This window comes from Mucilaginibacter sp., assembly GCF_041660805.1.
GTDB lineage: Bacteria > Bacteroidota > Bacteroidia > Sphingobacteriales > Sphingobacteriaceae > Mucilaginibacter.
The window spans coordinates 223,405-245,657 of the sequence record NZ_JBAZVP010000005.1 but is presented as its reverse complement, the minus strand read 5'-3'; the positions used below and the strand labels follow the sequence as shown (position 1 = coordinate 245,657).

23 protein-coding genes are annotated in these 22,253 nt (G+C 45.4%); 22 read left to right on the top strand and 1 reads right to left on the bottom strand.

The annotated features are described in order from the left end of the window. The first annotated feature begins 132 nt into the window (after positions 1-132). The 7 genes from WC743_RS10040 to WC743_RS10010 all read left to right on the top strand — a co-directional run bounded on the left by WC743_RS10040 (position 133) and on the right by WC743_RS10010 (position 10,222). Positions 133-3,528, top strand: a complete 3,396-nt coding sequence (locus tag WC743_RS10040) for a SusC/RagA family TonB-linked outer membrane protein (protein ID WP_373011831.1) — start codon at positions 133-135, stop codon at positions 3,526-3,528. Positions 3,529-3,538: 10 nt separating this feature from the next. Continuing rightward, the gene (locus WC743_RS10035; protein WP_373011829.1) at positions 3,539-4,945 is read left to right on the top strand and encodes a RagB/SusD family nutrient uptake outer membrane protein; all 1,407 of its coding nucleotides are present in this window, start codon (positions 3,539-3,541) and stop codon (positions 4,943-4,945) included. Positions 4,946-4,976: 31 nt separating this feature from the next. Continuing rightward, positions 4,977-6,311 carry a TlpA family protein disulfide reductase gene (locus WC743_RS10030; RefSeq protein ID WP_373011828.1) on the top strand — a complete coding sequence of 445 codons (1,335 nt, stop codon included), beginning with the start codon at positions 4,977-4,979 and terminating at the stop codon, positions 6,309-6,311. A 5-nt stretch (positions 6,312-6,316) separates the two neighbouring features. Beyond that, complete coding sequence (locus WC743_RS10025) at positions 6,317-6,772, top strand: protein-disulfide reductase DsbD domain-containing protein (protein WP_373011827.1); 456 nt, start codon at positions 6,317-6,319, stop codon at positions 6,770-6,772. A 180-nt stretch (positions 6,773-6,952) separates the two neighbouring features. Continuing rightward, positions 6,953-8,311 (top strand): alkaline phosphatase family protein, encoded by a 1,359-nt coding sequence (locus WC743_RS10020; protein ID WP_373011824.1) that lies wholly within the window; start codon positions 6,953-6,955, stop codon positions 8,309-8,311. A 16-nt stretch (positions 8,312-8,327) separates the two neighbouring features. Then, entirely contained in the window at positions 8,328-8,762 is a 435-nt protein-coding gene (locus WC743_RS10015) for a GNAT family N-acetyltransferase (RefSeq protein WP_373011822.1), read from the top strand. Positions 8,763-9,049: 287 nt separating this feature from the next. Continuing rightward, positions 9,050-10,222, top strand: coding sequence for a hypothetical protein (locus tag WC743_RS10010; RefSeq protein ID WP_373011821.1), 1,173 nt, complete (start codon positions 9,050-9,052; stop codon positions 10,220-10,222). On the opposite strand, the gene WC743_RS10005 is transcribed toward WC743_RS10010, so the two are convergent. Further along, a complete protein-coding gene (locus tag WC743_RS10005) occupies positions 10,212-10,439 on the bottom strand; it encodes a hypothetical protein (RefSeq protein ID WP_373011820.1) in 228 nt (75 codons plus the stop codon). The genes WC743_RS10010 and WC743_RS10005 overlap by 11 nt on opposite strands. 437 nt (positions 10,440-10,876) lie before the next feature. Between WC743_RS10005 and WC743_RS10000 the strand changes: the two genes are divergently transcribed. From WC743_RS10000 to WC743_RS09930, 15 genes are all read left to right on the top strand, one after another. Then, positions 10,877-11,719, top strand: a complete 843-nt coding sequence (locus WC743_RS10000) for an RteC domain-containing protein (protein WP_373011819.1) — start codon at positions 10,877-10,879, stop codon at positions 11,717-11,719. 103 nt (positions 11,720-11,822) lie between these two features. Continuing rightward, entirely contained in the window at positions 11,823-12,371 is a 549-nt protein-coding gene (locus WC743_RS09995) for a hypothetical protein (RefSeq protein ID WP_373011818.1), read from the top strand. A 12-nt stretch (positions 12,372-12,383) separates the two neighbouring features. Continuing rightward, complete coding sequence (locus WC743_RS09990; protein WP_373011817.1) at positions 12,384-12,731, top strand: DUF4134 domain-containing protein; 348 nt, start codon at positions 12,384-12,386, stop codon at positions 12,729-12,731. A gap of 1 nt (position 12,732) precedes the next feature. Next, the gene (locus tag WC743_RS09985) at positions 12,733-13,227 is read left to right on the top strand and encodes a hypothetical protein (RefSeq protein WP_373011816.1); all 495 of its coding nucleotides are present in this window, start codon (positions 12,733-12,735) and stop codon (positions 13,225-13,227) included. Between the two features lie 48 nt (positions 13,228-13,275). After that, the gene (locus WC743_RS09980; protein ID WP_373011815.1) at positions 13,276-13,599 is read left to right on the top strand and encodes a DUF4133 domain-containing protein; all 324 of its coding nucleotides are present in this window, start codon (positions 13,276-13,278) and stop codon (positions 13,597-13,599) included. Continuing rightward, positions 13,596-16,037 (top strand): TraG family conjugative transposon ATPase, encoded by a 2,442-nt coding sequence (locus WC743_RS09975; protein WP_373011814.1) that lies wholly within the window; start codon positions 13,596-13,598, stop codon positions 16,035-16,037. Before WC743_RS09980 ends, WC743_RS09975 begins: the two co-directional genes overlap by 4 nt. Continuing rightward, complete coding sequence (locus WC743_RS09970) at positions 16,034-16,411, top strand: hypothetical protein (RefSeq protein ID WP_373011813.1); 378 nt, start codon at positions 16,034-16,036, stop codon at positions 16,409-16,411. The genes WC743_RS09975 and WC743_RS09970 overlap by 4 nt, the downstream gene beginning before the upstream one ends. A 10-nt stretch (positions 16,412-16,421) precedes the next feature. Then, positions 16,422-17,105, top strand: coding sequence for a conjugal transfer protein TraI (locus tag WC743_RS09965; protein WP_373011812.1), 684 nt, complete (start codon positions 16,422-16,424; stop codon positions 17,103-17,105). Then, positions 17,092-17,721 (top strand): hypothetical protein, encoded by a 630-nt coding sequence (locus WC743_RS09960; RefSeq protein ID WP_373011811.1) that lies wholly within the window; start codon positions 17,092-17,094, stop codon positions 17,719-17,721. Before WC743_RS09965 ends, WC743_RS09960 begins: the two co-directional genes overlap by 14 nt. Then, positions 17,708-18,322 carry a TerB family tellurite resistance protein gene (locus WC743_RS09955; protein ID WP_373011810.1) on the top strand — a complete coding sequence of 205 codons (615 nt, stop codon included), beginning with the start codon at positions 17,708-17,710 and terminating at the stop codon, positions 18,320-18,322. Before WC743_RS09960 ends, WC743_RS09955 begins: the two co-directional genes overlap by 14 nt. Before the next feature lies 1 nt (position 18,323). After that, the gene (gene traJ, locus WC743_RS09950; protein WP_373011807.1) at positions 18,324-19,448 is read left to right on the top strand and encodes a conjugative transposon protein TraJ; all 1,125 of its coding nucleotides are present in this window, start codon (positions 18,324-18,326) and stop codon (positions 19,446-19,448) included. 2 nt (positions 19,449-19,450) lie between these two features. Continuing rightward, positions 19,451-20,074, top strand: coding sequence for a conjugative transposon protein TraK (gene traK, locus WC743_RS09945; RefSeq protein WP_373011806.1), 624 nt, complete (start codon positions 19,451-19,453; stop codon positions 20,072-20,074). Continuing rightward, entirely contained in the window at positions 20,071-20,301 is a 231-nt protein-coding gene (locus WC743_RS09940) for a hypothetical protein (RefSeq protein WP_373011805.1), read from the top strand. Before traK ends, WC743_RS09940 begins: the two co-directional genes overlap by 4 nt. A gap of 2 nt (positions 20,302-20,303) precedes the next feature. Continuing rightward, positions 20,304-21,425 carry a conjugative transposon protein TraM gene (locus WC743_RS09935; protein ID WP_373011804.1) on the top strand — a complete coding sequence of 374 codons (1,122 nt, stop codon included), beginning with the start codon at positions 20,304-20,306 and terminating at the stop codon, positions 21,423-21,425. Positions 21,426-21,443: 18 nt separating this feature from the next. Then, positions 21,444-22,229 (top strand): hypothetical protein, encoded by a 786-nt coding sequence (locus WC743_RS09930; RefSeq protein WP_373011803.1) that lies wholly within the window; start codon positions 21,444-21,446, stop codon positions 22,227-22,229. Positions 22,230-22,253 lie beyond the last annotated feature (24 nt).

Genomic DNA, 22,253 nt, shown 5'->3' with positions numbered 1-22,253 from the left:
AAGGCAGGCACAAAAAAACCGCATCCTGACGGCTAATCAGGATACGGAAATATTGGGCTAACCCTCCCGGCAAACCGGGAAAATAACAATTGGAACATTGTATTCACGTATTACCCAACAATTACAAAAGTAATGAAATTAAATGCTTTTACTAAAGTCATGCCCAACGCATGGCTGCTAAAAAAATTCCTACTGGTTATGAAGCTAACAACGCTCCTGCTCGTCATAACCCTGGTACAAGTCAGTGCCAAAGGGTATAGCCAGAAGATCAATCTGAATGAAAGGAATGTGCCCTTAGAAAAGGTATTGCATTCCATAGAACAACAATCCGGATATGTATTTTTTTACGATTCAAAGGATGTTAAACAGCTTGTCAATGTAAAAGTAACCAATGCTTCTATCGAAGATGCTTTGGCCACCTGTTTTAAGGATATTCCTTTAACTTATAAAATTGCCGACAAAACGATACTGTTACAGGAAAAAGAACCTTCCCTCCTTGACAAACTCAAAACAATCATTGCTGTTCCCTCAATCATCAAGGGCAAAGTTCTTGATGAAAATGGTCAACCCTTAATGGGTGCCACCATTAGAATTAAAGGTAAAAACACAGGGATGGTAACCAACGACAAGGGCGAGTTTGAAATCGCAATTGAGGGCAGTCCTGTCGTATTAACTATTTCTTATATTAGTTATATTCCCCAGGAAATCACCGTCAGCGCCGCCAATACTAATTTCGTCATCCACCTGATGCACAGTACTTCCAAACTGGATGAAGTACAGGTGATCGCTTATGGTGAAACTACACAGCGGTATAATGTGGGATCGGTTTCAAAAGTCACCGCTGCGGATATTTCCTCACAACCGGTAACCAATGTGCTGAGTGCTTTAGAAGGCCGTGTGCCGGGGCTGGTCGTGAGCCAGACCAGCGGGATACCTGGGGCCTCTTTCAATATACAGATAAGGGGCCAAAATACATTGAGTTCTCAGGCCCTGGGCATCACAGACCCGCGCCCCCTGGATAACCCTTTTTTTATCATTGACGGTGTGCCATTTGCTACACAAAATCCTGTCATCAATCAGTTGACCTCTATCTCATCCGAGGGTACTTCTTCCGTTTCTGGCAACCCCTATGGCGGCATGAGCCCTTTCAACAGTATCAATCCTGCCGACATCGAGAGTATTGAGATATTAAGAGACGCTGATGCGACGGCTATTTATGGGTCTAGGGCCGCCAATGGGGTGATCCTGATTACCACAAAAAAAGGGAAAGCCGGTAAGGTTAAGTTTAGTGCAAATATTTTTACGGGGCAGAGCAGGATAACCCGCTCCATCAATATGATGAACACTTCGGAATATTTGAAAATGCGCCATGAAGCGATCAGCAATGACGGACTGAATGCCTTGCTGGATCAGCCAAAATATGCCGCTACATTCGCTGACCTGAAGGTGTATGACACCACTAAATATACTGACTGGAAGAAATATTTTTTAGGCGGGACTGCTTACAGTACCGACGCGAATGCTTCTGTGTCCGGTGGCACAACCAACACGCAGTTTTTGATCGGGGGCGGCTATCACCGGGAGACCTATATCTTCCCGGGCGATTTTTCCGATAACCGCGCTTCACTGAATTCAAGTATACATCACAGTTCCGCAGACAAACGGCTCAATATCGACTTTTCGGTAAATTATTCTTACGACCAAAACAACTCTTCCGGCACCCCGTCCGCTTTAAAAGCGTACACGCTGCCGCCTGATTCCCCGGATCTTCTGGATGCTTCGGGCAACCTGGTCTGGAAATATAACGGAGTGGCTATCAGCAATCCACTGGCTTATTTAAAACAGTTATACAACGCACAGAATTATAATTTGCTGGGACATTTCCAGGTTGGCTACGAATTGCTGCCGGGCTTGAGCATTCGTGCCAGTTTAGGCTATAATACGGTAAACTTCAATGAATACAGCGAAGACCCGAGTATAGCGCATGATCCCTCAAAGAATATTCTGGGTAGCGCAAATTTCGCCAGGAATGATTTTATGAACTGGATCATTGAACCCCAGGCCGAATATAAAAAGATGATCGGCAAAGGAAAGCTTGACATTTTGATAGGCGGCAGTTTTCAGAAAAATACCAATACGTCTATAAATACATATGGCAGCAACTACTCTGATGACGCCCTGTTGGGTTCAATTTCCGGGGCTGGCACCACGGTTTCAACAGACGGATATTCGGCTTATAAATACGATGCCATCTTCGGGCGGATAAACTATATCTGGGACGGGAAGTATATTGTCAATGTTACGGGCAGAAGAGACGGTTCCAGCCGTTTTGGTCCAGGAAAACAATTCGGCAACTTTGGTTCCATCGGCGGAGGCTGGATATTCTCGGAGGAACAACTTATAAAGAAGGCACTGCCGGTACTCAGTTATGGTAAGGTAAGGGCGACTTATGGAACCACCGGTAACGACCGTATCGGCGATTACCAATACCTGTCTAATTGGGCACCTAACGGGTATGCTTACCAAGGGCAGGCCAGTTACGTGCCTTTGAACCTTTTTAACCAGGATTATAGCTGGGAAATTAACAAAAAGCTGGAGGCCGGGCTTGAGCTTGGATTTTTAAAGGACGGGATACTGTTCAGCGCCTCCTGGTACAGAAACCGCTGTGGAAATCAGTTGGTCACCTATTCATTACCGACCCAGACCGGTTTCTATGGCGTTATTCAGAACTTTCCGGCGGTGGTCCAAAATACCGGATGGGAGTTTCAATTGAACGCCAATATTTTAAAGACAGACAAGTTTAGCTGGAACACCTCGATTAATGTGACTATTCCCAGGAATAAATTGCTTGCCTTTCCTGGCCTTTCCTCATCCAGCTACGCTACGACATATATCGTAGGCCAGCCTGTCCGCGTATTACAGCGGACCGTCTTTGCCGGCGTGAACGATACGACCGGTGTGTTCCAGTTCCTGACGTCGAAGGGGGCCAAAACTTACCAGCCTGACCAGGTAGCTGACGCAAAACCTATTGGGACCCTTGATCCAAAGTTTTATGGCGGCTTCCGCAATACATTTTCCTACAAACAGTTCCAACTGGATATTTTCCTGCAGTTCGCAAAACAACGCGGGCCAAGTTACCTGCAGCAGATCTACCAGAACGGTCCAGTAGGTTCAATGAAAAACCAACCGGAGTTGATGTCCGAAAGATGGCAGCACCCCGGCGACCAGGCAATTTTTGAAAAGTTTACGATGCTTGCAGGTTCTGCAGCCGGCAAAGCAGCTAACAGTTTTATTTTTTCGGATGCAGCTTATACCGATGCCTCTTATCTCCGTTTCAAAACCGTTTCATTTTCTTACACATTCAGCAATGAGTTCCTGAAGAAAATGAATGTTACCGGCTGCCGCCTATTTATCAATGCCCAAAACCTATTCACCGTTACCAAATATATCGGTGACCCCGAATCGCAGAGTATTTACAATGTGCCGCCGCTGAGGACTATCGCGGCCGGTTTACAATTCACTTTTTAAATATCATGTCATGAATAAAATAAAAATATTATTTATCCCTCGGCTAACCATATACAGCATGTTGGTGATCATAGCGGCATCTTCCTGCAAGAAATTTATAGAGATACCTTCGCCCAAAACCAGTATTACTTCAGCAGAAGTATTTCGCGATAGCCTGGCTGCGACCTCTGCTGTGCTCGGGCTCTATACCCATCTTACTGCCGTTAATACTGGCGTTTTTATGTATGGCGGCATTACCATCGCTACCGGCTTATCCGCGGATGAACTTATCTCCAACACGGGCTCGGTGGATGAAAGTGCATTTTATACCAACGGGCTAAACTCCAATATCAGCACCATTGCCCAATGGTGGCAAACAGCCTATTTGACCATTTACCAGGCGAATGCCTGTATCGAAGGTATTTCTGCAAGTAAAGGCATCAGTGCCTCCTGCAAAGCGCAGTTGACCGGAGAATGTAAATTCATGCGGTCATTGGTTTATTTTAACCTGGTGAATATTTATGGCGCCGTCCCTTTAATTACCACAAGCGATTACAGAATCAACCAGTCGGTACACCGGACACCGGTTGATTCTGTATATACACAGATCATTAACGACCTGGCCGATGCGCAAAATACACTCCATATTAATTATTTAACGGCTGGCAGGGTCCGCCCTAACCAATCGGTCGCCACAGCACTGCTGGCAAAAGTTTACCTATACCGGCAGGATTGGGCAAAAGCAGCAGTTGCTGCCGGGCAAATTATCAACTCAGCTACCTATGCGCTGGAACCGGACCTGAACAACGTGTTCCTTTCCGGGAGCCAGGAGGCCATCTTTCAACTGATACCGGTGCAAGCCGGCGCGGAAACCGTGGAAGGAAGCACTTTTGTTCCGGCTGACCCTACGGTTATCCCCAGCTATACGATCAATAGCTATTTACTAAACGCTTTTGAGCCTGGTGACCAGCGTTTCAGCCGTTGGTTGAACAGCAGCCAAGTGAACGGGGATACCTATTATTACCCTTTCAAATACCAGTTTGGCTATGACGGGCTTACACCCCCGAAAAATTACTATATCCTGCTACGCCTTGCTGAACAATACCTGATACGTGCCGAGGCCAATACGGAGTCCGGTAATTTGGCCGAAGGGGTAAATGACCTGAATGTGATCCGCAACAGGGCCGGTTTACCTAACACCACCGCATCAACTAAAGATGCCTTGTTGTCCGCTATTTATCATGAAAGGCAGATCGAGCTGTTTTGTGAATTGGGAAACCGTTGGTATGATCTTAAGCGCACAGGTCTGACAAAAACTGTGCTGCCGGCAATTACTACCGCCAAAGGGGGAACCTGGAGCGATAGCTGGCAATTATATCCGGTTCCTTTCCAGGAACTGCTGACCAACCCGTTTTTAAAACAAAATACCGGCTACTGATCCTATGAAGTTAACAAATCTATTTGCATTGATGGTGGGGCTTGTCCTCACCGTTAATGCCTACGCGCAAACACCTGCCACTAAACCATTGACTATCGGCGAGCAGGTTCCCGACCTGACATATAACCTGCATATCGGGGACGAGGAAGAAAATATCCGTCTCAGTGATTTTAAGGGTAAGCTTATCCTGCTTGATTTCTGGGGCGTAGATTGCCCCACCTGTATCCAGGAAATGCCGCACATGCTGGAACTCCAGGAAAAATTCAAAGACAGGATAAAAGTGATCCTCGTTACGCAGGACAGCAAAGAGGACATCGCGATTTTATGGAAAAATCTTGCCCATTCCATTGAAAACGCCAAAAAATATGTGAAGGCGGGCAGCAGGTTACCTTTTATCGTTTCCGATACGACTTTAAGGACCTTATTCAGGCCGACCACCCTCGGAGAACATGTATGGATCGATGGCGACCGGCTTTTCCGGGCGCTAACACACCCGACGACGACCATTGCGGCAAATATTCAGGATTTCCTTGACGGCAAAAAAGTCAAATTATATAATGTTGAAACGCCGCATATTTCCCTGTCCGACCCACTCACCTGGCTCGACCCTAAGAATAAACTACAGGATCATGTGGCCTTTTACTCGCTCATTATGCACCGGATCGAAGCAACAATAGGCTGGGTGCCCGAACTGGCCATCGGACGTGATTCGATAACCAAAAAACTCACCCAGATCAGGCTACTGAATAAATCTGCAGTAGAACTCTATGAATATGCCCATTTCAAGGATTTTGTACCGCTCTACAAGGTGTTGTTAAAAGTTAAAGACCCTTCAGATTTCTTTTTAAATACAGACGATGACCTCAAGACCTACCAATGGCAGGAAAATCACCAATATTGCTACGCCTTGAAAATTCCGGCAACGGGCAATTTAGACGCCTGTCAAATTATGCGACAGGACCTTGACCGTTATTTTCACTACACCAGTAAAGTCGAATACGTCAAAGTTAAATGCTTGATCTTGAAACAAACTACCAAAGGGACTATAAAACCATCAAAAAGCGCAAGTTACAGTATCCTCAACAAGGTTACGCCCAATGGATTGGTTCGGGTTTTCAAAAAAGTGCATATACGCAGCCTGATGGAACATTTGCAGAGCATCGCCGCCTACCACGATAAGTTTATAGAATTGGTTGACGAAACAGGCTATAAAGGAAAATTCGACGCAGAGGTACCCGGCTTTGAAGACCCCGAGTTCGCTAAAAAAATAACCGTTCCCACCCTGCAAAGCGCATTAAAACTCTATGGACTAGGTCTTGAAGAGGGGTACAGGATAAGAAAACGATTGGTAATTACAGGAAATTGAGACACATGAAAAAGATATTATTCGCACTGTTTATACTCGGCGCAGCTTTGTCAGCTAATGGACAGATATATAAGCCCATAAAATGGAGCTATATGGTAAAAAAACTACTTGATACTGCCGGTTACGAGGTACATCTGAAAGCGGACATCCAGCATGGCTGGCATTTGTATGCACAGTCACAGCCCCCCGGCGCTATAGCTAAGCCTACTCAAATTATTTTTAAAAAAGATGAAGACCTGGTTTTAATTGGAAAAATCAGGGAAAAAGGGAAACAGCGAAATAGTTTTAACAGTAGTTTAGGCGTTAGCGCTAATCAATATGAGGGAATGGTGGACTTTGTGCAGGTGATCAAAGTCAAGGACAATCTCAAAACTATATCCGGAACAATCACTTTTCAAACCTGTACGGATAAGATGTGCCTGCCAAGCGAGACTGTTCCGTTCACAGTGCCGTTAAGATAATGGCTTCGACGCATCATTAATTATTCTTTAAAAACTCCACCATAGCCTGTCAACCCAATCGAAGCTTTTACTAAACAGTGGTTGATATTAAGCCAGCTAATGAAGGATCAGTTATGGTTAATGATGCTTCAAAGTATAATTGTTTGAAAAAAAGCCGATGAGCATTGAAAAATCAAAGAAATGAAAAAAATAAAATTATTCTCCCTGGCTTTCGTTGGGTTCGGTTTAGGTCTACAGGCCCAAACATACAAACATATCATCCTGATCTCCATCGACGGCCTGCACCCGGATATGTACCTGGATAAAAGCTGGCCTGCGCCAAATCTTCGGGAATTGATGAAGCACGGTACTTATGCCGATCACATGCTCAGCGTGTTCCCCAGTTATACTTATCCTTCACATGCTGCTATGCTGACAGGCGCGTTACCTTCACGTTCAGGTATTTATTACAACCAGCCCATCAGCAGTAAAGGCGATTGGAACTGGTTTGCCAGCGCGGTTAAAGTGCCGACGCTTTGGAAAGTTATGAAGCAGGCTGGGTTGACTACTGCCGCCGTGGAATGGCCGGTAAGCGTAGGTAAGGATATTACCTGGAATATCCCGGAGATATGGTCAGACCGTTACCCCGACCGAATTACGGAATCAAGGAAATATGCAACACCTGGTCTGGTCGAGGAAATCGAACAAAATGCCACCGGTAAACTGGATAGTGACAATATGAGTGAAGATAGGTTCAGCATGGATGCCAATTCGGCCCGTATGGCGGCTTATATTTTCAAAACGTATCATCCGGCTTTGTTAGCCGTTCATTTCGCGGAAGTTGACGGTGCAGAGCATGCACATGGCAGGGATGGAGATAGTGTGCGGTTGGCCGTCGGCGCAGTGGACCGAGCTATCGGGGACGTTTTGGAAGCCGTACAAAGAAGCGGGTTAAAGGATAGCACGGTCATCGTTATCGTGGGTGATCATGGTTTCAGCACCATCCATACGGTATTCCGGCCCAATATGCTGATCAAAGACATAAATGCAACATTTATTGCTGCTGGCGGTTCGGCTTTTTTATATCGTTATGCGGATACCAAGGAAGAAGATGTGGCAGAGATCATTAAATCAACAACACAAAAACTAAATGCCCTACCAAAAGACAAACGAAAATTGTTTAGGATAGTTTACCGCAAGGAACTAAACAAAATGGGTGCTGATTCATCGGCAATCATGGCTTTAGCCGCTGTACCAGGTACTGTATTCAGCGGCTCGACTGCTCCGGCAAAGGCAACCAATAAAGGGCCAGGAACGCTAATACAAAATGATCCGTTGGCCGGCGTTTTCATTCCGACAACCGGCGGTCATCATGGTTATGATCCTAATTTACCCGAAATGTATACCGGCTTCATTGCCTATGGCGCAGGTATTAATAAAGGCGGACATATTAAAGAGTTATGTGTAACTGATATTGCACCCTTGATAGCAAATTTGTTGGGTATCGAATTTAAAACTCCGGACGGTAAATTAATTTCTGGAATAATGAGGCCTAATTAAATATAGCTGACACACCATGAATATAAGAAACGCTACATACAGAGATGCTCCAGCAATAAAATTACTGCTGGAAGCTTTGGGTTATAAAACAAGTACGATCCTGCTTGTTAGCCAGCTTGAAAAGTTATTCGGGCAAAATGACCATCAGGTCTTGGTTTATGAATTAAATAAGGATGTACTGGGATTTATATCTATACACTATTTGCCTCAATTGGGTTTTGACGCAGAACTGGTGATCATTACTTATTTGTCCGTAGATGAAACGGTAAGCGATCAGAGTATTGGAGCAGCCCTTGAAGAATATGTTGCTGCGCAGGCAATTAAAAGAAAGTGTGACCGGATACAGGTTCATTGTTCAGAATGGCGGGCACCTACCCACAAATTTTATAAACAACAGGGTTACCAGGAGTATCCCCAGTATTATACCAAGCGATTGATTTATGCGGAATAAGATAGTTAAAACTGAATGATGGACGTAGCATTGTGGATCGTACTTAGCGTGATCGTCTTATTTATCATCCTTACCGTTATTTGGTTGATCAAAGATTTTAAAAACGACAACCGCAAATAATATAAAAAATAAACCCTTCCCGTTCTTTAGTTTTTTCATTTTAAAATTATGAGAAACAGTTATAGTTAATTAATGATTAAGCGCCCGTCGATGGAGCGGCGGGCGTTTTTTAATTTAAAATGAATGCCTATGCTATAAATCTACACGCACTAAAATCTACTTATCTTATGAAATATGAATTAGAAAAACTGGAAGAACTTGTCCATACATGGACTACCGATCCCGCCTTACCTGCCTTAAATGAACAGCATTATTTATTCCGGGAAGAAGTCTGGCGTACCAAAAAAGCGATCATCCACAACCTGTTATTACAGGGAAATCAGACCCTTTTGCAAACTTACTTTACGGTGCACATGCAGAAATTGGTTGAATTAAGTGATAAAATATTCGATATAACCAAACAGGATACCACTCATTATAGCATAGCTGCCATCCTTGATCTTTTAGGTGCTGTGAAAAAAGCGGTGCCTGCTTTAATCGATCGTGATTTAGCATTACCCAAAGCTTTCCGGATCATACAAGGTAAATGCCTGGAAATAGAATGGAAACAATTAAGGGGACGTTTGTCAAGTATTGGTGCAACACCTGAATTGTTGGAAATTGCAGGGCTGCCATTTGTGGAGTTTACTTCCTTAAAACTTAAACTTTCGTGGTTTCATTATGTTTGGCTGAAGCAATACCTGCATGAACTGGACAATATTGACTTTGCAAAATACGAACCTTATCCATCCGCAGTACATCTCATTCATGAGTGCCTGATCCGACTGGATTTTAATCACTCCCGCTTCATGGCTTATTGCTGCAAGGTCATCAGGGAAAGTACCGACCAGTTTGAGGACCCGAGAGAGCAGTTATTGGTATTGAGTATGTCAAAGAAGATCATTAAACAATACCCCATGCTTTCCGCTGAGGCATTTTACCAAAAGAAACAATCCATTATCAAAGACTTAATCAAATGGATCGATGAGGAAACCGATTTCAGAAGTGTTTATGACCTGGGGATATTCGCCAGTATCGGTAAAAAAGTACCAGTTAACCCATATAAATATATTTACGATATGACTTTGGAACAACTGGCTTTCTGGAAAAAGCTCCAATATGATCATAAAGTATTTATTGAAGATAACCTGGATAGTTTCAGTATTAAGATTGCCTATAATTCCTCCACCAAAAACAGGGACGAACTATCTGTAGGCAGCATTACATCCAAATTATATTCCAAAGACTATAAGGTAATCAGTCCTGTTTATGAATTGGTATTTGCGATGCTTACAACCATTCAGCCTATCGCGGAGGTATTGCAAAAAATGCTGGACGACTTAAAGCCTTTTATGGCTTAATGTATTTGCCTAAATGCGCCGCCTCTATAAAATCAATGTATTCCGTTAACAAACGGTAGCCAAATCCGGGCAGTTTAAGCAGGTCACTGGGCTGATACTCCAGCAGGCTTGCAAGGGTGTGAAAACCCAACTGCCCGGTTTTGATTTTAAATTCCTCAGAAATTTCAAGATTATTTATAGGTGTGTTTAACACCGGCTCGGCGAAATGCGTACTCATGCGTTGTAAATTGCGGCCTGCGATCCCGATACAGCGCCTTTAAAAACGATACAGCGCGGGAAACGGACATATCCGTTTAAGAGGTACCGCGAAGCACCTAAAGCACAAGATAAGCCGCACCCGCGCTGTAGCGCAGGCGATCAGCCTATTTTCCCTTGTGCTTTTAAAAATTCGCGGTTTTCTTAAACAAGTAAAATAGCCGTTCGCTATAATATTTTTACGCCCAAATATAGCAAAATCAACCTGATTTTTGCCGCTTTCAAATCCCGCTTCACCAACTCCCACGCCAGTCCCACTTGATGAATAGCCGATTAACTCCTTGTTTTGAATTAATAACCAATAGTTAAAGCCTATGTAACAGGACTACACATCCGCTGCTTTGTTGAAACTGCTGTTTGGATATGGCAGGCATAGCGGCATCTATTAAATGTTGACCTATGATTTTAAAATTTAGCGAACGGCTTTATGAAGACCTGAACAGCGCGCTTGGTGCGCTCAAATTAGAAGAAAAACGACTGCTCAAAAGACTGGAACAATCGGTACTGGTCTGTATTAAGTTCTTTACCCGGCTCCGGGACTTTTATAAGGAACACGAACCCAACAGCAAGGAAGATAAGATACGCTTCTTTAAGGAAGTCAAACCCAAGTTCAAGGCCCTGCTCATCTTTCACCAGGCATTACTCCGTATTGAAGGCCGGAGGACCATCGGGGCAAAAGAAGACCTTAGCTTGTATTACCTTGATGAAGTAAAAGTACTCACCCATTATTTTGAAGATCATACGGACTTTTACCGCTACGTGCGTTCAGAGGATAATTACCTGGACGAGCAATACTATCTGCCGGGCGTATTTAATGTACATCTTGACCCCGATGAAAATGTCGTGGATGCCGATACGGTATTCTGCACAAGCCATGATAACAAACTGGCGCATATTATTGCCCATGAACTGCTGCTGGCTTACCTGGAAAAAGCCATTCTCCGGCTGAACAGCCGGGAGGAAACCGATCTCTATACTTTTATCGAAGAAGAAATGATGGTCTGGACACAGACCAATACGGCCCTTTCAGAAAATATTTATGGCTGGAAGGAAACCAAAGCCATCAACCACGGCAAGACCTCTATTGCCCGGATCACGGCTTATATGCAAAGAATTTTTCATGTGGACATCGGCAGCATATCAGACAACTGGAATTATATCTGCGAAAGAGCCGGTAAGACGATCTATCTCGATGAAATGAAAAAAAGGGTTTTGGAGCGGATGAATAAAAAGCTGGAATAAAAAATCGGCCTGCGACATCGGAGGCCGTCGGATATTCCCGGATTTTTTACCCACCAGTTTTGTCCCGGCTTCGCAATGGTGCAAAGTCCTAAATCCAAATTTTATGCTTCATGCAATCACCTGGAAGCAGTTCGGGATCGCCGCATTCAGCGCCGGACTGCTCTATTATCTCATCGTTTTATTTAAGTATTACCGGCAGGAGGCTATCGCCCTGCTAAGTAGCCGGAAAAATCTGCCTGCGGTTGCCACTCCGGGCACGGCCGCACAAAAACCGGATCAGGGCATATTCGGGGCCGCGCAATTCGATGATTCAGAAATGAACCTGGTGGATGCCGATGAGCTGAACTTTGCCGAAGCTGAACCGGACGAAATTGACCTGCCTGATACCAAAAGCCAGCTTTTGGGCGAAGTCGCGGACTTTATGCAGGAACTGAAAGTATTGCTGCGCATCACCAAAGAAGCAGGCGATACCAAAGAAAATTTCCTGATGCTGCTCCGGCTCCTGATCAGCAAACACCCCGTTGTGGCAACTGCTACCTATGCTGAATCCATTGCAACAAGCATTATTGAAGATGCTGCCGGCTTGCCCTTTGAACTGGCGCTGGCTGAACTCGAACAGGAATTTATTAACCCCCTATTCACCGAAGAATAACAAATTAAAACAATGAAAAACCAATTCATTCCTCATAAAAAACAATTGGCCGCCAAATGGTGGCTGCTATCCGTTACGCTGATCGCTTACCAAATGTTGGTTAACGCAGCGTATGCGCTGGCCCAGGATGGGAATCAAGGCATATCCCAGGCAACCACAATGGTCAAAGGCTACTTTGACACCGGCTGTACCTTGATGTATGCCATCGGCGCGGTAGTCGGCATTGTCGGCGCAATTAAAGTTTATCAAAAATGGAATGCTGGCGAACCCGATACCGGCAAGGTAGCGGCAAGCTGGTTTGGCTCCTGTATCTTTTTGGTGGTAGTCGCTACGGTCATCAAATCATTTTTCGGATTGTAACATGATCAGCTTTGAACATATCCGCTGCCCCTTGCACCGCTACACATTTTCGGTCGGGCTGATCCGTGATTGGGTGGAACGTCATTGCGAAGGCAGGGTACTAAACCTGTTTGCAGGCCGAACCAAACTCGGAGTAGATGAAATCAGAAATGACCTTGATCCAAGCGCCATTGCCGACTACCGGGAAGATGCGTTGGATTTCCTGCGTAACTGGAAAGGTGTTTCGTTCCGTACTATCCTGCTTGATCCGCCTTATGCTTACCGCAAAAGTATGCAACTGTACAATGGCATGGTCTGTAACCCTTTCCGACAATTGAAAGACGAAATCAGGCATTGTTTAGCACCAGGCGGTAAGGTGATCACTTTTGGCTACCATTCTATTGTGATGGGTCAGGGCCGTGGATTTAAACTGGAGAGGGTCGCCTTATTCAGTCATGGCGGTGCGATTCATGATACCATAGCTACCATCGAGCGATACCATACGCTTATTAATTAAACTTTATTCCCTGTGGGCATTGCACCCACGGGGTTAATTAACCACGATATGAGTTCAATTTATAATATAAATAAAGGGATTAACAAATCCATAGAATTTAGAGGACTCCGCGCGCAATACATTGGCTATTTAGCCGGTGGCCTGGTGGCTCTGTTGATCCTGTTTGCCGTCCTGTACATCGCAGGTGTTAACACCTATCTCTGCCTGGCCCTGATCTTAGGGTCAGGCACCGCGCTGGTGATCTGCATTTTCCGGCTCAGTCACAAATACGGGCAGTACGGCCTGATGAAAAAGCGCGCGAAACGCAGCCTGCCTACCTACCTCTACTTCAAATCAAGAAAGTTATTCATTCAAAAAAAGGAGGGTTTATGATCGCCATAGATAAAATATTTCCTATTTACAAAGTCGAACATGATGCGCTGCTTTCGGCGTTGGGTGACATTACCATCGTTTACGAAGCAACTTTGCCGGATATATTTACCTTATCCGGCGCCGATTATGAAACCTATCACCAAAGCTGGATCAGGGCCATCCGGGTATTGCCCAAACACAGCATCCTGCATAAAAAGGATATTTTTATGCGGAATCATTATCAGGAAGCCACGGCTAACGCCAGCTTCCTATCGGCAGCGGCAGCCCGTTATTTTAAGGGTCGCCCCTACTTGGATCACCGCTGCTATATCCTGATTACCAAGAAAGCGGAAGACCGCCGGGCTGCCAGTAGTGCCTATTCCGGGCTGATGCGCAAAAGCATCGTGCCCAAACAGACCAATGATCCCAGGCTTTTTACTGAATTTCTGGAAAAGACGGGCCAATTTGAGCGTATCCTGTCGGACAGCGGTTTTGTCAAATTGCGCAGGTTGAATGATGATGAACTGGCCGGAACCAATGCAAAAGCGGGCATATTGGAACAGTATTGTTTTGGTTTAGGCGCTGATGAACTACCTGTTATTAAAGATGTACATTTAAAAGACCGGCTGCAAATTGGTGAACAGTATGGTGCCTTGTTTACCCTGAGTGATGCCGAAGATCTGCCCGCGCTCTGTGGCAGCCGGATCGACTACGATAAATACAGTACCGACCAGACCCGTTTCCCCATCGGTTTTGCAGCCAGACTAAATTTACTACTGGATTGTGACCACGATTATAACCAGTTTATTTTTATCGAGGACGCACAAAAAACGCTGAAACTTCTGGAGGCCAAAAAACGGCGACTGCAATCCCTTTCCGCTTACAGCCGGGAAAACGCCATTGCCAAAGATGCCACCAACGATTTTTTAAACGAAGCCATCAGCCAGGGACGCTTACCCGTTAAGGCGCATTTTAATGTGACGGCCTGGACGGATGATCCCGGCAAAATACAGGACTTGCGGAATCTGGTCGGTTCTGCAATGGCGCAGATCGGCGCGACTGCCAAGCAGGAAAGCGATGGTGCCGCCCAAATCTGGTGGAGCGGCATTCCCGGTAACGCCGCTGATTTCCCGCTAAACGATACGTTCGATACTTTTTTGGAGCAGGCGGCCTGTTTCCTGAACCTCGAAACAAACTACAAAAGCGACCCGCCCGAAAGCGGTATCCGCTTCTGTGACCGGTTATCCGCTAAACCCGTTTATGTTGATCTGTTTGACGCGCCGCGCAAAAAAGGTATTACCTCGAATATGGGGATGCTGGTTTGCGGCACTTCAGGAGGTGGCAAAAGCATGACGGTTAACCACATCCTGCGCACCCTGTATGACCAGGGTGCCCATTGCGTGATCGTGGATATTGGCGGCAGTTACCTGGGCCTGTGTGAAACGGTTGGCGGTTATTATTTTACCTACTCAGAACATAATCCCATCCGTTTTAATCCCTTTTACCTGCCGGATGGTCAAATCCTCGATACGGAGAAAAAAGAGAGTTTGAAGGCCTTACTGGTCGCCCTCTGGAAACAGGAAAACGAAAACTTTAACCGCAGCGAATATGTAGCGCTCTCCAATGCTCTGCAAGGTTATTACCAGTTTCTTAATAACGATACTTCGCTCTTTCCCTGCTTCAATACCTTTTACGAGTATTTGGAAACACATTATACGGAAGTACTCAAAACACACCGGGTCAAAGACCGTGATTTTGACGTGGATAACTTCCTCTATGTTTTGCGGCCCTATTATAAAGGCGGCGAATTTGACTACCTGCTGAATGCTACGGAGAACCTGGACTTATTAAATCAGCGCTTTGTAGTCATAGAACTGGACCAAATTGCTGACCATCCGACTTTATTTCCGGTCGTAACCCTGATCGTGATGGAACTTTTCCTCTCGAAAATGCGCAAGCTGAAGGGTATCCGTAAGGTGCTTTGTATCGACGAGGCATGGAAGGCGATTGCCAAATCCGGCATGGCCGAATTTCTGAAATACGCCTTTAAAACCATCCGTAAGTTTAACGGGGTGCCCATTGTGATCACGCAGGAACTCGACGACCTGGTGAGTTCCCCCATCATCAAAGATGCTATTATCAATAACGCCGACATCAAGATCCTGATGGATATGAAAAAGTTCCTGCACAAGTTCGACAAGTTGCAGGATACGCTCGGCTTATCCGAAAAAGGCAAAACCATCCTGCTCTCCGTCAATAAAGATGAAAGAGAGATCCTGATCGACATCGGCGGCCAGATCCTCAAAGTCTATAAGAACCAATTATGCCCCGAGGAATACTACGCCTACACCACCGAGGGGAAAGAACGGGTCAAAGTACAGGAATATGCCGCCAAATATGGCAGTATGGAAAAAGGCATCGTCGCATTAGTCAACCAATTAAACACCAATAAATTATGAGAACATTAATCAGAATCATGCTCCTGCCGATCAGTTTATGGTCAGCCTGCACCAATTCCAGTCACCGGGTTACCAATTTTATACCCGGCACCTATGTCAACCACGCGCAAAGCACGTACAGCGCGGCGAATGATACCTTGCTCATTACGCAGGATGAGCAAAACCTCAACAGCTATCATATTACCCGGAGGACCGGTTTCCGACGCATAAAAGACGGCAAACTGCAACCACCGGAATATCAAGTAAAATCCCTAACAGGGATTTGGGATGACGGGAAGCAAACCTTGCAGATCTCGCAAAACGGAATATTGCTGCTATTCCAGCCGGATCAAGACAAGCTGCTGATCGAAAACAGCGAATACCGCAAACTTTAATCTTATGCTTATGAAATTCTATAAAATCGTCTTACCCGTCAGTATGGTCGTCATACTGATTACCCTGCCCGAACAAAAAGTCCATGCGCAATTTGTGATCACCGAGGTATTGAACCAAACCGTCGGTAAAATCATCCGGGCCATAGACCTAAGCGTGCAACGAGCGCAGAACCAAACGATTTGGCTCCAAAATGCGCAGAAAGTTGTGGAAACACAGTTGAATCAATTGAAGCTATCGCAGATCGCAGGTGTCAGCCAGCAGCAAACCGACCTGTTCAGCAAATATTATAATGAACTCTACGAAGTCAAGACCCTGATTACTGGCTACGAACAAGTGAAGCATATCGCCGAACGGCAGGCAGCTTTGGTCAGGGAATATCAAAGCGCGTGGTCGCTGACCCAACAGGATGAACATTTTACCATCGGGGAATTGCAGCATATCCAGGCAGTCTATACCGGAATCTTAGCGGAAAGCGTAAAGAATTTGGACCAGCTGATGGTCGTGATCAATTCCTTCAAAACCCAAATGAGTGACGGTCAACGCATCGAACTGATCGACCGTATTGCCCGAAAGATCGACGGAAACTACAATGACCTCAAGCAATTTAATAACCAAAACATCCTGCTAAGTATCGGCAGGGCGCACAACGCGCAGGATGTTTATAGCCTTAAAAATCTGTATGGCATCCATTAGAATGACAGCTATCCTGCTGCTGTTGGCAGCGGGGGCCAATGCGCAAAGCTTCAGCTTTGGCGACCTGTTCGGGCAGGCCGGTAAGCAGAAACAATATTACCTGCAACAGATCGCCGCTTACCAGGCATTTGAATCGGAATTAAAACAAGGCTATAATGTGGTTAAAAATGGGTTGAACGGTATCCGTGATATTAACACCGCAGAACTAAATGCACACACCGCTTATTATCAATCCCTGAAGCAACCCTGTTCAGCGGTCAAAAGCAGCACACAGGTACAGGATATTTTAACCTGGCAAACGGAAATAACCGGCAGCTTTAGCCAGTCCTTCAGCGGCCTGACCGCGGACGAACAAAGCTATCTAAGTGCGGTAAAAACCAATTTGCTCGGAGCCTGTAATGCCGACCTGACTGATCTGCAAAACCTCCTGCAAAGTGGTACGCTGCAAATGACCGATGACGAGCGGCTCAAACGCCTGGCTAAAATCCATGCCGCAATGCTGGATAAATACCAGTTTACGCGAAGCTTCTGCAATTCAGTGAAGTTGTTGGCCGCCCAAAGACGACAAAGTATCTACGAAACACAAACCTTAAAAAGTATTTATGAAACGAATTAAGATGATGATGCTCTTGCTGTTGTTTACAGCGGGAGCCAAAGCGCAAAGCGCCGACCTGGTACAACTCATTTTAGATATTGAAAAACTCACCCAATTGAAAGGCATCCTGACCGATATGAAAACCGGGTATGATATCATCAATGGCGGCTATAACGAAGTAAAGCAGATCGCCAGCGGAAACCTGAATGTGCATACGGTTTTCCTGAACGGCCTGTTAGCGGTAAATCCCGAGATCGCCAAATATGGCCGGGTAGCTGATATTGTTTTAGAACAGGGCTATATCGTAACCGAATATACCAGGGCATACAGCCAGTTCAAACAAAGCGGCAGCTTCAGCACCGGTGAGATCGCCTACCTGGGCAACGTTTATACGACGCTATTACAGCAAAGCTTGCAGAATTTGAGCCAGTTAACGGATATACTGGCCGCGGGTAAATTAAGGATGAGCGACGACGAGCGGCTCAAAGCGATCGATCATATCCATAACGACACCGATGATAAATTAACCTTTCTCCGGCATTTCAACCGGCAGGCCGCTATCCTGAATATCCAGCGGCAACATGAATTAAATAATCTATCCACCCTCCAAAAATTATATTGATATGGATAATATTTCCGGCCTACAAGCCACCTTAGAACAGGTGTACAGCCAGATGCTGCCACTCTGTTCACAATTGATCGGCACCGCGCAGGGCATTGCAGGCTTTGCCGCCTTATGGTATATCGCCTCCCGTGTTTGGCGGCAGATCGCCGCCGCCGAACCCATCGACTTCTATCCTTTGCTCCGGCCGTTTGCTTTGGGTATGGCGATTATGCTGTTTCCAACAGTAATTGCAGTTATGAACGGCGTATTGCAGCCGGTGGTCAGCACCACGAACAATATGGTGCAAGATAGCAATCAAGCTATCGCAACACTGCTACAACAAAAGGAAAAAGCAGAACAGCAAACCGCCACTTGGCAGATGTTTGTTGGCGCCGATGGCGAGGGGAATCGTGATGCGTGGTATAAATACACGTACCCTGATGATCCGAACGGTACAAATGAGGGTATGTTCGGCAGTATCGGCAATGATGTCAAATTCGCGATGGCGAAGGCCAGCTATAATTTCCGCAACAGCATTAAAGAATGGATGTCCGAAGTGTTACAGGTACTTTACGAAGCGGCGGCCTTATGTATCAATACCATTCGCACCTTTCAATTGATCGTATTGGCCATATTGGGCCCTTTGGTATTCGGCATCGCGGTCTTTGACGGTTTCCAGCATACGCTCACCGTATGGATGGCGCGGTATATCAACGTATTTCTTTGGCTGCCCGTCGCCAATATCTTCGGCAGCATCATCGGCAAGGTACAGCAAAACATGCTTACCCTCGATATTGCACAGATACAAAACACAGGCGATACTTTCTTTAGCAGCAGCGATGTTTGTTACCTCATTTTCCTGGTCATTGGCATTGTCGGTTATTTCACTGTACCAAGCACCGCCAATTATATCGTTCATGCGGGTGGCGGCAATACGCTGGTGCATAAAGTAAATAGCTTGGTCGCCAGTTCTTCCAGATCAGTGAGTAATGCGATGTCCGGCGGCATGGCTGCTGATGCATTCGGGAACCAACGAGAAAATGTAAGCCAAAGCATGGCTGCCAATTCACTCAACGAAGGGTATTTTAAAGATCGCAGCACTTATCAGAAAGACAAATTATCCGGTAACGCAAAAACGACATAACCATGTTCACCCAACTCAAAAATATCGACACAGCATTTCAGCATATTAAACGCTTCAGTTACCTGCTGATCCTGGCTTGTTCTGGCATATCAGGCTATGCCATCTATAAAAGCTACCAAAGTTCTACGGACTTTAAGAATCACATTTATATCCTGGCAAACGGTAAGGCTTTGGAAGCCTTTGCCGCAGACCGGAAGCAGAATATCCCGGTCGAGGCCCGCGATCATATCAGGATCTTCCACGAGGACTTTTTTAACCTTGACCCGGATGATAAACAGGTGCAGGCCACCATTACCAAAGCCCTGTACCTGGCCGATGGCAGTGCCAAAACACAATATGATAACCTCCGGGAATCGGGTTTTTACGCCAACCTGATCGCCGGCAATATCAGCCAGCAGGTGAGCATAGACAGTGTACAACTGGATATGAACCAATATCCCTTTTACTTCAAATGTTACGGAACAGAGAAACTAATCCGTACCAGCTCCACCGTTAACCGCAGCTTAATTACGCAAGGTTACCTGCGCAACGTCAGCCGCTCGGACAATAACCCGCATGGCTTCCTCATTGAACGGTGGGAAACCTTAGAGAACAAGGATCTTAATACCCAAAACACGAAGCCATGAACTTTTTTAAAAGAAAAAAAGCTGCGGCAATTAACCCCAAAGCAGAGGCATTGGCCATAAGGATAGCCGATAGCATTATAGGGCGGCAAACCCGGATCGCTGCTTACCTGAACCGCAAAACACAGCATTGGAACAGGGCTTCAAAAATCGTTGCCTTGCTGCTGTTCACGCTGTTATTCGGCGCCATTTGCCTTTATTTTATTATTAAATCATTTAATCACTTATAATTATGAACAAGCAACATTCTATTCAATACCAAAGGCAACGAAAACTCCTGTTGGTGCTTCCGTTGATCCTATTACCGTTTTTGGCCCTTGCCTTTTATGCTTTGGGCGGCGGCAAAAGCAGTTTAGCAGATAAACAGGCCAATATCAGCCAGGGCCTGAATACACGGTTGCCCGGTGCGGCTTTCGACAAACACGAAAAACCCAAAGACAAGCTGAGTTTTTATAACCAGGCCAAACAGGATTCCGTCAAGCAGCAATCCAGTAACAATAACCCGATGTTACAGCAGCTTGGCTTTAACAAGGATAAACCGGGAGTTATACCGTTATCAAACACTAAAAATCTACCGCTTACTTCGGCTTACACTGACCCTAACGTAGTGAAGATCAATCAAAAGCTGGCCGACATCAACAAACAGATCAATCAGCCGCAAACACCTCCTGTCTTACCTGTGGTAACGCCTGCTAATAATAAACCCCAACCTGACAAAGATTTTACAGACCAGGTGAATAAACTGGAAACGCTGATGAAATCCCTGAATACCAACCAGGAAATCGACCCTCAAATGCAGCAATTGAGCAAAATGCTGGAACAGATACAGGCCATACAGCATCCTGAACTCACCAAAACAGAGATTAAACCGGCAGCAAGGGCAGAGAATCCCTTTAAAGCGATCCCTGCTGTAATTGATGGAAACCAGAAAGTCAGGCAGGGCGGCGCGGTCAAACTGCGTTTAAACGATAGCATCACCATCAAAGACCAGGTCATTCCCAAAGGAACACCTATTTACGGTACGGCCAATATCACCAACCAGCGGCTATTAGTAGACATCAAAAATATCCGATTGGGAGAAGCTATCATCCCGGTCAACCTGACGATCTATGCAATGGATGGTATGCCCGGTGTGCCTGCTCCCGAAGCTGAATTGGGCGAAGCGGCTGGCAGTGGCGCGGATAATGCGATACAAAGTATGCAGTTTCTGAGCATGGATCAATCACTGGCCACCCAGGCTGCCGCCGGTGGTATAACTGCTGCCAAATCGCTTTTCAGCAAGAAAATAAAGCGCATCAAAGTCCACCTGAAAAATGGCGATGCGGTATTACTGCGCAATAATCAAATTCATTAACCTTTTAATTCTTTTCTTATGAGTACTACCAATCAAACCGCCACGCCTAATGTGGAATACCTGCAAAACGGTTTTTTAAACCTGGGATTTGGCGACAAACTGAACAAAGACCTGGAAATGGCAATGGAGCGGAAGCAGACAGACATCCAGTTACACCACCGCAACGATTACAATGGTGATATAATGAGCTATACCCTGAACCTTAAAAAGTCGGATAAAAGCGACCTGTATTTCTTTAACAGCATAGATGCTACCTTAAAAAAAGAAGGACAGGAACAGGAGATCAAACAAAGTTTCGGCATTAAAAAGAATTATGGTGTAACGGCTAAGGAAGCGTATAATCTAATGGATGGGCGTTCCATCGAAAAAAAACTGTACAACGACGAGGGAACTGCTCAAACCCGCTGGCTCAAACTAGACTTTGAGAACAAAAACCAGTATGGCAATTATAAAATGTACCGGATGTTCCCCTATAACCTCGAAAGGGAGATCAATAAATATCCCGTTGAACTTAAAAATGATTATGAAAAAAATGAACTGATCCGCTCCCTGAAGAAGGGCAACGCACAGCAAATCACCGTAGAACAGGACGGGCAAAAGGTTAAATATTACCTGTCTGCCAACCCTGCGGAACGGACATTGGATATTTACGATGCCAATAAGAATGTAGTTAAACGAGAATTGCTGATGAAACAAGACCAGCGAAAGGAGCAAAAGCAAGAGCAGCAACAGGATAACAAGCAAACGCAGAAAAACACACAACAGAAAAAGCAGGGCCAAAGCCGGAAAAACACCAGTCATTAATCAAGAGTCAATCAAGGCTGTTCC